11 protein-coding genes and 1 pseudogene are annotated in these 14,978 nt (G+C 71.7%); 11 read left to right on the top strand and 1 reads right to left on the bottom strand.

Annotated elements, in window-relative coordinates:
- Nucleotides 1-55: 55 nt before the first annotated feature.
- The 7 genes from CED_RS15915 to CED_RS15885 all read left to right on the top strand — a co-directional run bounded on the left by CED_RS15915 (nucleotide 56) and on the right by CED_RS15885 (nucleotide 6,510).
- Entirely contained in the window at nucleotides 56-481 is a 426-nt protein-coding gene (locus tag CED_RS15915; RefSeq protein WP_082456678.1) for a cupin domain-containing protein, read from the top strand.
- Nucleotides 478-1,776, top strand: coding sequence for a beta-ketoacyl synthase (locus tag CED_RS15910; RefSeq protein WP_011437238.1), 1,299 nt, complete (start codon nucleotides 478-480; stop codon nucleotides 1,774-1,776). Before CED_RS15915 ends, CED_RS15910 begins: the two co-directional genes overlap by 4 nt.
- Nucleotides 1,773-3,074, top strand: a complete 1,302-nt coding sequence (locus CED_RS15905; protein ID WP_011437237.1) for a beta-ketoacyl synthase N-terminal-like domain-containing protein — start codon at nucleotides 1,773-1,775, stop codon at nucleotides 3,072-3,074. Before CED_RS15910 ends, CED_RS15905 begins: the two co-directional genes overlap by 4 nt.
- A gap of 126 nt (nucleotides 3,075-3,200) precedes the next feature.
- Nucleotides 3,201-3,938: an SDR family NAD(P)-dependent oxidoreductase gene (locus tag CED_RS15900; RefSeq protein ID WP_035911919.1), complete on the top strand. Its 738-nt coding sequence runs from the start codon at nucleotides 3,201-3,203 to the stop codon at nucleotides 3,936-3,938.
- Nucleotides 3,938-4,279, top strand: coding sequence for an antibiotic biosynthesis monooxygenase (locus tag CED_RS15895; RefSeq protein WP_011437235.1), 342 nt, complete (start codon nucleotides 3,938-3,940; stop codon nucleotides 4,277-4,279). Before CED_RS15900 ends, CED_RS15895 begins: the two co-directional genes overlap by 1 nt.
- 29 nt (nucleotides 4,280-4,308) lie before the next feature.
- A complete protein-coding gene (locus tag CED_RS15890; protein WP_049761094.1) occupies nucleotides 4,309-4,626 on the top strand; it encodes an antibiotic biosynthesis monooxygenase in 318 nt (105 codons plus the stop codon).
- 606 nt (nucleotides 4,627-5,232) lie between these two features.
- A complete protein-coding gene (locus tag CED_RS15885; protein ID WP_035911916.1) occupies nucleotides 5,233-6,510 on the top strand; it encodes a hypothetical protein in 1,278 nt (425 codons plus the stop codon).
- 1 nt (nucleotide 6,511) lies between these two features.
- Here CED_RS15885 and CED_RS15880 read toward each other — a convergent pair whose 3' ends face one another.
- Nucleotides 6,512-11,095 carry an AAA domain-containing protein gene (locus tag CED_RS15880; protein ID WP_035911913.1) on the bottom strand — a complete coding sequence of 1,528 codons (4,584 nt, stop codon included), beginning with the start codon at nucleotides 11,093-11,095 and terminating at the stop codon, nucleotides 6,512-6,514.
- A gap of 396 nt (nucleotides 11,096-11,491) precedes the next feature.
- Here CED_RS15880 and CED_RS15875 point away from each other — a divergent pair, with 396 nt between their 5' ends.
- The 4 genes and pseudogenes from CED_RS15875 to CED_RS15860 all read left to right on the top strand — a co-directional run.
- Nucleotides 11,492-11,872: a hypothetical protein gene (locus CED_RS15875; RefSeq protein ID WP_011437231.1), complete on the top strand. Its 381-nt coding sequence runs from the start codon at nucleotides 11,492-11,494 to the stop codon at nucleotides 11,870-11,872.
- A gap of 517 nt (nucleotides 11,873-12,389) precedes the next feature.
- Complete coding sequence (locus tag CED_RS15870) at nucleotides 12,390-13,727, top strand: ATP-dependent 6-phosphofructokinase (protein WP_035911910.1); 1,338 nt, start codon at nucleotides 12,390-12,392, stop codon at nucleotides 13,725-13,727.
- A gap of 361 nt (nucleotides 13,728-14,088) precedes the next feature.
- A complete protein-coding gene (locus tag CED_RS15865) occupies nucleotides 14,089-14,640 on the top strand; it encodes a DEAD/DEAH box helicase (protein ID WP_035911909.1) in 552 nt (183 codons plus the stop codon).
- Between the two features lie 89 nt (nucleotides 14,641-14,729).
- A pseudogene (locus CED_RS15860) lies at nucleotides 14,730-14,978 on the top strand (IS66 family transposase); the annotation flags it as partial.

Raw genomic sequence — 14,978 nt, 5'->3', positions numbered from 1 at the left:
AACGAGACCGGTGACTTCCGTGACAGCGATTCCGAAGGTTCTCTGCATTCACGACATGACCCCAAACCGTCGGCGCGGCGGTGACGTCCGCACGCTGCTTTCACCGGCGACCGTGGGCTCGACCTCGGGCTTTTTCGGCACCTTGACCCTCCAGCCGGGTGAGGTGGTGACCGAACACCTGCATCCCTACTCGGAGGAGTTCCTCTACTGCGTGCGCGGCATTGTGACCGCCCGACTGGACGGTCAGTACCAGGACCTGCCGGCCGACCACGGGGTGTGCATCCCGATCGGGATGCGCCACCGCGTCGTCAACACCGGTGAGGAGACCGCCTTCCTCGTCTTTCACCTCAGCCCGCTGGCACCCCGGCCCGACCTCGGTCATGTCGACACCGAGGTACCGCTCGACCCGGATGCCCCGCACGTCCCGGTCGCCCCGTCGGCGCCCACCGTCGACTCCCTGCCCCACGGGTCCGGACAGTGAGCGGACCAAGACGGACGGCGGTCACCGGGATCGGGGTGGTCGCCCCCGGTGGGGTCAACCGCAAGGAGTTCTGGACCCTGCTAACCGACGGCCGTACCGCGACGCGGCGACTGTCGTTCTTCGACCCGACCCAGTTCCGTTCCCAGGTGGCCGCCGAGTGCGACTTCGACCCGGCGGCGGCCGGCCTGACCGCCCGGGAGATCGCGCGTAACGACCGGTTCGCGCAGTTCGCCTTGGCCGCGGCGTTGGAGGCGGTGGAGGACAGCGGCCTGGACCTGCGGGGCGGCGGGGACGGTTCCGGGGACGGCGGGGACGGCGGGGACGGCCCGATCGTTGGCGTCAGCATCGGCAGCGCGGTGGGCGCGACCACCCGCCTGGAGAACGAGTACGTCGAGGTCTCCGACAGCGGGCGGGACTGGGAGGTTGATCCCCGGTACGCCAGCTCGTTCCTCTACCACGCGATGGTGCCGAGCTGCCTGGCCACCGAACTGGCCTGCCGGTTCGGCGCGCACGGCCCAGCCTTCGTGGTCTCCACCGGCTGCACCTCGGGCATCGACGCGGTCGGCTACGGCCATCAGCTCATCGTCGACGGCGAGGCCGACATCGTCATCGCCGGTGCCTCCGACGCGCCGATCTCCCCGATCTCGATGGCGTCCTTCGACGCGATCCGCGCGACGACAGCCCGCAACGACGACCCCGAACACGCCTCCCGTCCCTTCGACGCCAGCCGGGACGGCTTCGTGATGGGGGAGGGCTGCGCCGTACTCATCCTGGAGGAGCTCACCGCCGCCCGGTCGCGCGGTGCGCACATCTACTGCGAGGTGGGTGGGTACGCCTCGCGCTCGAACGCGTTCCACATGACCGGACTGCGCCCCGACGGGGTCGAGATGGCCGAGGCGATCCGGGTCGCGATGGACGCGGCGCGGGTCGGGGCCGACGACATCGACTACATCAACGCGCACGGATCGGGCACCAAGCAGAACGATCGGCACGAGACGGCCGCCTTCAAGCGTTCGCTGGGACAGCGGGCGTATGACATCCCGGTCAGCTCGATCAAGTCGATGATCGGGCACTCGCTGGGCGCGATCGGGTCGATCGAGATCGCCGCCTGCGCCCTGGCGATCGAGAACGACGTCATCCCCCCCACCGCCAACTGGACCACCCGCGACCCCGAGTGCGATCTCGACTACGTCCCGAACATCGCCCGGGACCACACTGTCGACGTGGCCCTGTCGGTCGGCAGCGGTTTCGGTGGCTTCCAGTCGGCGATCGTCCTCGCCGCCCCGACGCGATGAACGCCGCCGTGGAGGCCTCCGTCGCGACGGCCGCGGGACCCGCGTACCGGGACGGTTCGCCGCAGGCCCCGGTCCGGCCGGTCGTCACCGGTCTCGGCGTCCTCGCGCCCAGCGGCATCGGGACGGAGGAGTACTGGGCATCAACTCTGCGCGGCGAGCTGAAGATCGCGCCGATCAGCCGGTTCGACACCACCTGGTACGACGCCACCCTTGCCGGCGAGGTCGCCGGTTTCGCGGTCGAGGATTACGTCGACAAGCGGTACATCGTCCAGACCGATCGGTGGACCTGGTTCGGGATGGCCGCGTCGCGCCTCGCCATGACCGATGCGCGCTACGACCCCGCCGCGCACGATCCGTATGCGACCTCGGTGGTGTTCGGCAGCGGGTCGGGCGGTGTCGACATCGGGCAGCGCGAGCTGGGACGGCTGTGGACCCGGGGCCGCACCGCGGTGAGCGTCTATCAGTCGATCGCCTGGTTCTACGCGGCGACGACCGGGCAGACCTCGATCCGGTATGGTCTGAAGGGGCCGTCAGGGGTCCTGGTCAGTGACGGTGCCGGCGGAATCGACAGCCTGGCCCAGGCCCGGCGGATTATCCGCCGCGGCACGCCGACGGTGCTCGCCGGGGGGGCCGAGGCGAGCCTGACGCCTTATGCGATTGCCGGCCATCTGTCCGGTGGCCGGGTCAGCACCGCGACCGTCGCGGCGGACGGCTACAAGCCGTTCGACGTTCGGGCGAACGGTTACCTGCCCGGTGAGGGTGGCGCGACGCTCGTGCTCGAGGATCCGGCCGCCGCCGCCGCCCGGGGAGCCCCGCACGTCTACGGCGAGATCGCCGGCTACGCCGCGACGCACGACGCCGCCCACCACGAACGCCCCGCCCCGGACGCGCGCTGGCTCGCCACCGCGATGCGCCGGGCCCTGCGCGACGCCAGCCTCACCCCGGACGACGTCGATGTCGTCTTCGCGGACGGCGCTGGTTCACCGGACCTCGACGCCCAGGAGGCGGCGGCGATCCGCACGGTCTTCGGGGCCCGGACGGTCCCGGTGACGGCGCCGCAGGGCTTCGTCGGCCGGCTCCTCGCCGGCGGCTCGGCGTTGACGGTAGCCGCGGCGTTGCTGTCCATCCGGGACGGGGTCATCCCGGCGGTGGGCAACCTCGACACCCCCGATCCGGCCCATGGGCTCGACCTCGTGCGCACGCCCCGGCGTGTACCCGTGCGGGTGGCGCTGGTGAACGCCCGCGGCTACGGCGGTTTCAACAGCAGCCTCGTGGTTCGCGCCGTCGGTCCTTGCTGAGGAGGACGTACCCACCCGTATCGCCTGCCCGTATCGCCTGCCCCCGCTCACCAGCCGAACCTCACCAGCCGAACCTCACCAGCCGAACCTCACCAGCCGACACCTTGACACAGGAGACAGTCAGCGATGTTCCCAGACCTGGCCGGGCGACGCGCCCTGGTTACCGGCGGTACCCGCGGCATCGGACGGGCCGTGGTGCTCGGCCTCGCCCGAGCCGGAGCGACGGTCGTTGCCGGCCACCAGCGCCAGACCGAGGAGGCCGAGAGCCTGCGCCGCGAGCTCAAGGACACCGGCGGCGACCATCTGCTCGTCCAGGCCGACGTCGCCGATCCGGGCCAGATCACCGAGCTCGTCGAGGCCACCGGCACCCACCTGGGCGGCCTCGACATCGTCGTGAACAACGTCGGCACGATCAGCCACATCCCCTACGCGCAGCTGCCCCTGGACGAGTGGACGCAGGTGCTGACCACCANCCTCACCGCCACTCACCTCGTCACGCAGGGCGCGTTGTCGTTGCTGGGGGACTCCGGTTCGGTGATCAATATCGGATCCGGCTCCGGGGTGGTCGGTCTGCCGCTGCGGGNCCACTACACCGCGGCGAAGACCGGCCTGATCGGACTGACCCGCTCGCTGTCCAAGGAGCTCGGTGTCCGCGGCATCCGGGTGAACCTGGTCTCCCCGGGAGTCATCGAGACCCACCATGCCGAGGGCATCGACCCGGCCGTCAAGGCGGCCTACACCAACCGCATCCCGCTGGGACGCATCGGGACGGCCGAGGAGGTCGCCGCGGTCGTCCTGTTCCTGGCCAGCGACGTGTCGTCCTACGTCAACGGCGCCACCTTTGCCGTGGACGGAGGCATCTGATGACCTCGACCCCGCCTTTTCGGATCATGCTGACAATGCGGATCCACCCCGGTCGGGAGGCCGAGTTCGAGCAGACCTGGCTGCGGATCGGCGACGCGGTCACCTCGCACCCGGCGAACCTCGGGCAGTGGCTGATCCGCTCGGAGGAGGAGCCGAGCACGTACTACATCGTCAGTGACTGGGTTGACGAGGAGCAGTTTCGCGAGTTCGAGCACAGCGAGCGTCACCTGGTGCACCGCAAGGCGCTGCACCCGCTGCGCGCCAGTGCCTCGATGGTCACCGGTACCGTCGTCGCCCAGTTGGCCGGCGCGGCCTCCCTGACCGTTCCGGCGGGAAGCTGACCGTGGCCGGTCCGGCGAAGGTTCGGGTCATGCTGTGGGCGGTCGACCCGCCCGACGATCCCGGCGCGGTGGAGCGGGCTTACCACGAGATCAGCTCCAAGCTGGTCGGCACGCCTGGCCTGCTCGGTAACACGCTGCACCGGTCGGCGGCGGACCCGTCCCGGTTCGCGGTGGTCAGCGTCTGGGCGAGTATGGCCGAGTTCAACGTGTGGGAACAGGGGGCGGACCACCGCGGGACGACCTCACCGCTGCGTCCCCTGCAGGATCCGCAGCGCCCTCCAATGATCGACATCGAGATCGCCGCGTACGGCCCGGACGGGCCCTTCGGCGACGATCCCCCGGACTGATCAGCGGGTCCTCCGGCTCCGCTACCCGGGGACAGGTAGCCGGGCTCCAGTGGCCGGGGACCGATCGCCGCCGCGGCTGTGCCGGGGGCAGCCCCACCGCCCGAACGGGCGGTGGGGCTGACGCACGTGGAGCACGAAGAACGTCTTTCGGATGATCTACGGATATCATGGTGGGCGTGGACGAGTCATCCCGCCGGCCCATCCACCATCCAGTCTCTCGACGCCAAGACGATCATCCTATCGGAGTGTCGCTACGATCGTTTGACCCCGCCCTCTTTGACAGGGCGGGGTCGTTTCGCGACGACACCCTCTAGTTCGGCGGCGCCGGCTGCCAAGATCTCCTGGATCGCCCCCACCGGCTCCTCCGACGGGCTCAGGTCTCTCCGGCCGGTCAGGCCTGCCAGCATGGCCCGCTGTTCGAAGCGGGGCGGCCCGGTCGTCTGGTGTCCTCTTCGCCCGCTTCGACCAGGTGTCCGATGATGCCGCTGAGTGCCGGTTCTGCGCCGAGGTGTAGAAATGCGCGGTCTGCCCAGGACAGTCCCGGGGCGTACTCCTCGGCCGTGAAGGCGGTGGCGCGGGTGCCCCGGGCTCGGAATCGGGGGGGTTATGCCGGACTCATCCGCTCTTGATGTCCTGATCGGGCTCGCGTTGCTCTTTGCCGCGTTCAGCCTCGCAGTCTCCCGGATCAACGAGGCCGTGCTCGCTCTGTTCCGCTACCGGGGGCGCCAGCTGGAGGCCGAGCTGCGACGGCTGCTCGGCGGTGACCGGCCCGCCGAACCGTCCGATCCGGGGGCGGACCCGCCCGCGGATCGGACGGACCTCGTCGCCGAACTGTTAGACGGGCCGCTTCGGGCCATGCGTGCCACTGGCCGCGACACCTCCCTGCCGGCCATGGACGACCATCCGCCGGTTTCCGGTACCTGGGCCTCGGTGCGCCGCGCGCACACACTGCGGTTGCCGTCCTACCTGCCGTCCACCGCCTTCGCTCGGGCGCTGCTGGACCGGGTCGACCCGCCCGCCCGGGCCCTGCTGTCCCAGCTCCGCCCGGACACCCTGCCTGACCACGTCCCCGACGAGGCCAGGGCCGCGTACCGGCGGGCCTACGACGGTGCCCGGCATGCCCTCGGGGNGAGGNCCGCCCAGGCCCTGTACGACGCGATGCCTGTGGATCACCCCACCNGGCGGGTCGTGGCCGCCGCGCTCGTCGCCGCCACCAGGGCCGGAGCCGTGGGAACGATGGAGGACGGGCTCGCCGCGATGCCCCCCTCCCCGGCGAAGACCGCGATGACCACAGCGATAGTCCAGGCCGGCGGGGACCGCGAGAAGGTCGTCATCGAGCTGGCCCGGTGGTACGACGACGCGATGGATCGCCTGTCCGGGTGGTACAAGCGGCGCATCGCCGTCTTCCTGCTCGGCTACGCGGTCCTGCTGTCCGTCCTGTTCAACCTCGACGCGATCGGGCTCGCACGGGCGTTCTGGCAGGACGGCACCGTGCGGCAGGCGGCCGTGACCGCGGCCCAGGCCGAGGTGGGCTCATCCGGCGAGGCGGCCGGGAGCNCCGCNGGGANTTNCGCNGGGGANCCCGCCTCCGGCACCCGCCTCACCTCCGACCAGCCCATGGTGGGGGACGCCACGGAACAGGTGATCAAGACGGTGCGCGAGGCCTCGGGGCTCGCCTTCCCGATCGGCTGGGTCCACAACTCCGCGGGCCGCGACGACCCACGGGAGGTTCCCGACTCCGTCGAGGGGTGGCTCCTGAAAATCGCCGGCATCGCGATCGCCTGCTTCGCGCTCACCGCCGGCGCCCCCTTCTGGTTCGACCTGCTCGGCAGACTGGTGAACATGCGCGCCACCGGCCCCAAACCCCGGGCCGCCAACGGATAGATCAGGGCCCTTCCGTCGGCGAGCCGGCTGGTGCTGGTGCTGGTGCTGGTGCTGGTGCTGGCACCGGCACCGGGTGGATGCCGAGCTGGTCGAGACGTCGCACCAGCGCCTCCAGGGTCGGCCGAGGATGCCGGTAGAACTCCGAGCCGCGGATCCGGAAGAACGTCCAGCCGAGCCGTTCCAGGATCCGCTGGCGGCGCAGATCCGCCTCCCACTGGTCGGGCCCGTGGAAACGGTCACCGTCGCATTCGACCGCGAGGCGGGGGCCGCGGCGCCCCACACCCCCGGCGGTGGCTCCTTCGGTGACGGCTTGCTCGGCGGTGGCTCGCGTGGTGGCGACCCCTTCGACGACCAGGTCGATCCGGTAGCGCCCGACCGGATGCTGGGGGCGCACCCGGTAGCCGCGGGCGAGGAGCTCGCGCAGGACGGCCCGTTCGAACTCGCTCTCGCAGCGATCGGCCAGATCCGCGTCGAGCCGTCCGGTCTGCCCGGCGTACATGTACTCGATCAGCTGGCGCCGCACATCGTCGTCGCGCAGCGTGGCCGGGTCGACGCTGTGGAACACCCACATCTGGTTGCGGGCGCGGCTCGCGGCCACGTTGACTCGTTGCTGGTCGCGGCGGCGGGTGGCGGCCGAGCGGTTGTCGTCCGCGACGACGGAGATGAAGATGACGTCCCGTTCGTCGCCCTGGAACTGGTACGGGTCGCCGACCCGCAGGTCGCGGCGGGAGAACTCGCGCTCCCCGAGCCGTTCGACTAGGGTGTGTTCGATGAGGCGGGGCTGGCCGGCGCCGAGCAGGGNGACCACGCCCNTGCTCATCCCGTCGTAGGCCGGGTCGGCGCAGCAGGCGAGGACCCGCTCGACGAGGGCCTGCGCCTCCGCTGGGTTCGCGTCGCCGAAGCGGGTCTGCGACCGGGCGCCCCGGGGGACCCGGACGGGTCGCAGCGGCGCGCCGAGGGCGAGCTCCGGATCCTCCCGCAACGGCAGGATCTGCTGGTCGTAGNAGCGGCTGGAGAAGCCGATGATGTCGGGCAGGCAGCGGAAGTGCTCCTTGAGCACGATGGTGCGCGGGAAGACCCGGGCCGCGGTGTCGTAGAGACTCGCCTCCACGTCGAGCAGCGAACGCTGGGCGACGTCGGGCAGGTGCGCGTCGATCAGGGCATGAACCTTGGCCCGTTCGATGCCGACGGCCTCCGGACTCGTCTGGGCGTCGTCGCCGACGACGACAGCCTTGCGGGCCAGGCTCAGCACGCCGAGGGCCAGCAGGTCGCACTGGCTGGACTCGTCCACGATGACCACGTCGAACAGGTCGTCGGCGCCCGGGTCGAAGCTCTCCATCACCCGGTGCGTCGGCATGATCCACACCGGCACGGCGCCCATCGCCGCCCGCATGTGGGCCCGGGCCTCGGCGCGCCACCGCGGGGCGTACTTCCCGGTGCCCTTCCCGATCCGGTCGAGTGCCTGTACCCAGCCGGTCAGCGCCCGGCGCTGGGAGTCGCCGAGCCGGATCGCCAGGCCCAGCCGGGCGGAGCGACGCGCAGTCTCCAGCACCAGGGCGCGCACGTGCCGCGAGGCGTCGGCGAGCTGACGGCCGNGCGTGGTGAGGTCGCCGTCGGAGTGCAGGTCGTCGAGCCAGGTCTGGGCCTGGCGCCAGCGCCACGCCTCGCTGGCCCGCACCGCCTCGCCGCAGCTCGACGGGTCACCCTGTCCGGTGAGGATGGCGTCGGTCCACAGCGGCGCGACCGCGCGCAGCCGGGCCGCCAGCCGGTCCCGGCGTTCCACGCCGGGGCGCAGCGCCGCCAGCCGGGCGCTCTCGTCGAGCAGCGCCGTCCATGTCGCCAGGTCCCGCCTGGTCAGCGCCTCGTGCAGGTCGGCCCACACCCGGCCGGCCCGCGGGCTACGGCCTCCCTCGGCGAGCGCCCGTTCTACCTCGGCGAGCGCGCCGGCGATCTCCTTCTCGCGCCGTCGGCCGGTCGCCGTGGCAANCAGGCCGGCGAGGTGGGAAAGCGTGTCCGGGTCGGAAGGCGTCGTCGTGACGGGATGGCCGGTGGGATGGCCGGCGGGATGGCCGGCGGGGAAGACAGCGCGCAGCCGGGCGGACAGCTCCGGTGCCGCCCGGCGTTCCCAGTCGACGGCGTCGGCGAGGCCGCCGGCGACCGCGTCGAGCCGGGTGAGGACGTCGGGTGCCGCGGGCTCGATGGCCTCACCGCCGAGGGCGGCGGCGATCGCGGCCTGACGGGCGGCGGCGGCTGCCAGCGTCTGACGGCGGCGCACCTCTGCCTCGACGATTGCCACGTCCTCCCCCGTGCGCGCGGCCAGCCCATCGACGCGCACCGCGTCGTGCAGGTCCCGCAGCTCCCGTCCGCCGAGGCGGGGGATCCCCCGGCCGGCGGCGAAGCGGCCCCGCAGGTCGGCGAGCAGCCTCAGCTGGACCCGCGGGTCACCGGCGGGCAGCTCGATGGAACGGCCGAAGGNGAGGGNGGTCAGACGGCGCAGCTCGGCGACCTCGGCGGCGAGGGCCGTGGCCTGGTCGGCCCAGAACCTGGCCTGCTCACCCGACGCCGCGCACTGCGCCCGGGCGGTGGTGAGCCAGCCGACCGACAGCCGGCGCAGCCGGTCGGCGGCGGCCCGGGTGTCCTCGACCAGGGCACGGACGCCGTCGGCACCGTCGGCACCGTCGACGTCGAGCGCGTCGAGCGCGTCGACGGACAGGCCGGCCTGTTCGAGGTCGGCGAGCCCGGCGCGGATCTCGTCGAGTTCGTCGTGCAGCCGGCCGAGGGCGACCGCGCCCGGCAGCGACGCGCCGTCCGGCAGGTCGCCCGGCAGATTGCCCGCGGCGGCCCGGGCGTCGGCGGGGGTGATCTCGCGCGCGGTCCGGTAGAGCTCGGCGAGCTCGGCCGGGCCGAGCGGAAGCGCGCGGGTGGGGTCGAGCCGGTCGGGAACGAACCCGAGCTCCTCCGCGCGCTCGGCCAGCCAGCTCGCCACCTCCGGCGCGCGTTCCCGCCCGTGCGGCAGCTCGAACTCCCGCGCCTCGCCGGCCAGCAGGTCGATCATCCGCAGTTCGAGGGCGCGGGCGGTGGCGCGGGCGGCGTCCAGCTCCTCGGCGAGGGCCTTCACGGCCGCGGTCTCCCGCGCCGGGTCGACCTCGCTGACCGCCCCGGAGATCTCCACGATGGCGGCGCGCAGTTCGTCGAGGTCGGCCCGGCTCGACCCGAGCACGGCGACGGTCAGGTCGCGCAGCTCCCGCGGGATCTTGTCGCGCAGCACCGCGAGGGCCTGTTCGTCCTGCGCGGTGACGAGCACCCGCTGCCCATGCGCCACGAGGTGGCAGATCATGTTCGCGATGGTGTGGCTCTTACCGGTGCCGGGCGGCCCTTGCACGGTGACTCCGCGGGCGCCCGCGAGCTGCCGGGCGATCCGCTCCTGGTCGGCGTTCGTCGGCAGCGGCATCAGCAGGCGTTCACCGAGCCCCGCGGGGGAGTCGTCGTGACCGCGCCGGCCACGGCCTCGATCGGCGTGGGCACCCTCGGGGAGGGTGCCGTCGGCCCGATCGTCCCCGCCGAGCGCGGCGGCGACGAGCCTGTCGTCGGCGACCACGGCGGCGATGGCCTCGGGGAGCAGGTCCCGTTCGGCGAGGGCGGTCCGCAGCTCCGCGTAGAACTGCGCCTGCAGGGCCGGCCGCGGCCGCACGTACACCGCCCAGGTGTCGACCAGGACGGGGCTCGGCCCCGGCGGGGGCACCGGACCGGTGGTCGCGCGGGCGTCCAGCCCGAGCGGCGCGAGGATCTGGCGGTGCAGCTCGGCCTGGGCCGGGGCGTCCCACGGATCGGCCGGCGCCGTCCGCAGCCGGTCGCGCAGGGCCGACATCTCGTCCAGACCGGGGAGGCCGAGGCCGTGCAGGGGCTCGGTTTCCAGGCTCACCGGACCGTCGGGATGCAGCCGGATGACCCCGGAGTCCGGATCGACCGTCAGCACCATGCGGGTGACGAGCAGCGGATGGATGATCGTCGCGTCGCCGACCCGCCAGCACAGCACCGAGTGCCCCCAGGCCAGCTCCACGGTCGCGGCCTCGCGCTGCAGCCGCAGGCGCAGGTCGAACAGGCGCTGGTAGAGGGCGCGCGCGTCGCGGGCGGCGCGTGCCTCGGGCGCCCACGGCCGCCACACCTGACGCACCCAGGCGTCGAGCAGTGCGACGGCGCCCGGCGGAGCGTCCCGCTCCTCGCCCGGGACACCGGGAGGCTCGCGCTCCCCGGTCTGCTCGACGGCCTCCGCGTCCAGGAGATGGGCGGGGATGGTGGGTGGGGCGTCCGGGCTCACCACCGTCCCGGCCAGGTAGCGGTCGAGCGGGGGTGGCCAGCTCGGCGCGGCCGGCTGGGGTACCCGGGCGACCTCCAGCCAGCTCTCCCGCTGCGTTGTCGGGCCGAGCCGGACCCCCGGATGGGACGGGACGTCAGCCGGAAGGAGCGGAGCGGGGACGTACTCGGCGAGCTGGCGACGGGGGGCACCGCGCCGTTCGGCGGCGAGCGCGGCCAGGTAGTCCAGGAGCCGAAGCGACCGGCCACGGACCTGATCACGAGCGGACATCGGGCTCCTCGGCTGGCGGGCTGGGTCAGGGCGCGGCGGCGCGACGCCACCTGCCGCCCGCGCCTTCGCCTGATCGACCTTACGACCTGTCTCCGACACAATCGCCGGCTTCCGGCCTGTCCCGCTCGGACCGCCGCCCGGACCGCCGCTCGGACCGCCGCCCGGACCGCCGCCCGGGGACGCGCGGCGCGGTTCCGTCCGTGGCCGCACCTACGCCGGACGAGGCGGCCGACGCCTGATCCACTACCGGGGACGCACGTGGGGTGGTGAACTGTCGGCGTGTCGACCCTGTCGTCTCCTGGACACGCATAGTGACCATCGGTACCGTCCGACGTCGTCTGGTCCGACGTCGTCCGGTCGGGCTGCGCCAAGTCGGGCTGCTGGGGGAGAACCACCATGGGATTGCGTTCCGGCGGTGCCGCCGTGCTCACGAGCATGCTGCTTGTGCTGGCCGCGGTTCCGGTCGCGGCTTCGCGCCCCGCGGACGGCCCGTCGCGTTCCGTGGCGGAAAGCTCGCGTTCCATCGACGAGGCGCCGGACCAGGTCTCGCTCCGTGCTGGTGATGGGGACCACGGCCGTGGTGGTGATGGAGACCCCGGAGCGTCCGCCGGCACGGGTGCGCCTCGGCCCCCCGCCCCGGACAGGACCGGGACGGGGGGCCGCGGGAACTCGCTTTCCTATACCGGTGGGCAGATCAGCGTCCTTGCCGTACTGGCGGTGCTGTTGCTCGGTGGGGGAGCCTTCTGGCGGCGCGCGCACCGGGCCGGGTTGTCCTGAGCGCGGTGACCTGCCGGCTGCCGGCCGGCGAATCTGGGGGACCTGAGCACAGTTTGCGGTCCCTGGACCGTGACGGGCTCCCCCAAATTCGGCCGCCGCGCGATGGTGGTCACTGCATGAGCTGACCGTCTACCGGACTTCGCGGCCGCCGACGTCGCGGGGCTTCCGGATCCGGATCTGGTCTGGCCTGGCCTGGCCTGGTCTGGCCTGGGTTATCCGGCTCGGACGGTCTGCCCGCATCGCCTGCCCGCATCGCCCGGAGGTGTCCGCCCGGGACAGGTCGGGACGGGGTTGGCAGGTTGTTACGCCGGTTTCGCGCCTATGAAGCCATTGTTTCCGTCCGCAGGTTGCGGGTTATCCCGTCGACGGGGTCGTGGTGGGTGGTTTGGGTCGGTACTCTCGGGGTGGAGAAACCTAGGATGATCGGGGGTGTCCGTGCTCCTCTGGTCCAGGTAAGTATGAAGCGAAGTCACCGAGACTGATGTAGCGCCGATCGAGACGTGAGGGCCGGGTAACGGTGGGTGCACCAATACTGGTGGATAATGCCGATCTGGCGGTCAAGACCCTGGGGGTCTGCCGGATTGACTCCCCGCTCCTGCCGCTGCTGGGGGAGCGGCCGACGACGCAGCATTACATCGATGAGTCGGACAAGGTCCTCTACGACGACACCGCCCTGATGATCTCCTCGCGTGGTGTCGCGCTCGATGACCTGCCCGGATTCGAGCCGGCCGGGCCGCGCCGGAAGATCTACTTCGACCCGTCGAAGACCCGGGTGGGCATCGTCACCTGCGGTGGGCTCTGTCCCGGGTTGAACAACGTGATCCGCGGTCTGGTGCTGGAGCTGACCTCGCACTACCGGGTTCGGCGGATCTTCGGATTCCGCAACGGGTACCAGGGCTTCATCGCCCGCTACGGCCACGACGTCGTCGATCTCACCCCGGAGAGCGTCGCCAACATCGACGAGGACGGCGGGACGATCCTCGGCAGTTCCCGCGGCCAGCAGGATCCCGCCGAGATCGTCGACTGCCTCTCCCGGATGAACATCAACATCCTGTTCGTCATCGGCGGTGACGGCACCCNGCGCGGGGNCGGGCAGATCGCCCNGGNGGNCGAGACGCGCGGGGNGAAGATCGCCGTGGTCGGCATCCCGAAGACGATCGACAATGACATCCCCTACATCGACCAGAGCTTCGGCTTCCAGACGGCCTTCGGCAAGGCCGCGGAGTCCATCCGGGTCGCGCACGCCGAGGCGACGTCCGCGCCCGGCGGGCTCGGCGTGGTCCGGCTCATGGGCCGCCACTCGGGATTCATCGCCTGCTACGCGACGCTGGCGAAGAGTAACGCGGACGTGGTGCTCATCCCGGAGTTGCCGTTCAAGCTGGAGGGCGACGGCGGTCTGCTGAACTACGTGCGTCGCCGGGTGGCCGAGCGCGGCCACGCCGTCGTCGTCGTCGCCGAGGGTGCCGGCCAGGAGCTTGTCGTCGGCCAGCCGGAGAGCACCGACGCGTCCGGGAACCGCAAGCTGCACGACATCGGCCCGGAGCTCTCCCGCCGGATCAAGGAGTACTTCGACGCCGAGGGCATCGAGCTCAACCTGAAGTACATCGATCCCAGCTACGTGATCCGCAGCGTGCCGGCGAACCCGTACGACAGCGTCTACACGATCCGGCTCGCCCACGCGGCCGTGCACGCCGCGATGTCCGGCCGCACGGAGATGGTCGTCGGCCGCTGGCGGCGGCGGTTCATCCACATCCCGATCCCGCTCGCGATCAGCCAGCGCAACCAGGTCGACCCGGCCGGCGATCTGTGGATGTCCGTCCTCGAAGCGACCGGCCAGCCCCCCCGCTTCGAATAGCCGAGTAGCCAGCCCCNTCTCTTGCCTTTCCAGAGGGATAAAAGGGACGTCGAAGCCTCTGGATAGGCAAGATTCCCGGTGTGGCCGTGCGTGTCCACAAGGACGAATCGGGCTCGGGGCCTCTGGACAGACACCCACCGGAACAGCCCACGGTGTGCCGCGATCAGGTCGGGCCGGGTCAGGCCGGGTCGGGCCGGGTCAGGCGGCGGATCCACCAGAAGCAGAAGCCGGTCCGTCATGCCGGACGACGGGCGCCGATCACCGTAGGGTACGACGACAGACGCACCCGGCCCGCCGCGCCCGACCTGGATGTGCTGGCCGGACACTGTTCGGACCTGGTGGGTAGGAGGGCAGGGAGTACGTGGAGGTCTTCGAGACTCATCGGAGCCTGATCGAGGACTATGCGGCCTTCACCGACTCCCTCGTCGAGGTTCGCGACGAGAAGATCAAAGATTATCTCGAGCGGGAGCGGGCGGCGAAGGTCCGCTGGCCTGACCCGTGGATCTCGCTCAACCCTGCGTTCGCCTCCGGCGGCACGGTCGACGAACTGGTCGGCACGGGTCTGCTGCACCCCGACTGCGGCAGATTCTTCCGGGTCAAGAGGGATTCCGGCGATCCCGGCGGGCGGTCGCTGACGCTGTATCGGCACCAACGGGAAGCCATCGAGGCGGCCCGGGACGGCAGCAGCTATGTGCTCACCACCGGCACGGGATCCGGTAAAAGCCTTTCCTACATCGTGCCGGTCGTGGATTCCGTCCTCCGTGACCCCCGCCCGAACCGCATCTCGGCGATCGTGGTCTACCCCATGAACGCGCTGGCGAACAGCCAGCTCCACGAGTTGAAGAAGTATCTCGAATGGGGAATACCCGTGGATGGCCGGTCGGTCGTACGTATTCGGAAGTCCCGTTGTTGATCTTTTGGGGNGACGGCCTTCGGGGCTGGGTGTGGCCTGATGGTCGTGGTGGGTGATGTTCTGCCGGTCGGGGTGGTTTGCTGCGGTGCGTGACGGTTGTCGAGTCGGGGGCGGGNGCTGCCGCNAGCGGNGAGGTTGCCGAGGGCGCGGCGCTGCTGGCGGAGAACGCCTGGCTGCGGGCCCGGGTCGCGGAGCTGTTGACGGACATCGCCGGGCTGGTCGCGCGGGAGGCGACGCGTGAGGCCGAGGTGGTGGAGCTGCGTCTCCAGCTCGAGGCGTTGCAGGCGGAGCTGGCGACGTTGCGGCGGATGCTGTTCGGCCGGTCGTCGGAACGGGAG

The organism is Frankia sp. CeD (assembly GCF_000732115.1).
Classification (GTDB): Bacteria; Actinomycetota; Actinomycetes; order Frankiales; family Frankiaceae; genus Frankia; species Frankia casuarinae.
The sequence above is the reverse complement of the archived record's forward strand: the minus strand, read 5'-3'. Positions and strand labels throughout refer to the sequence as shown.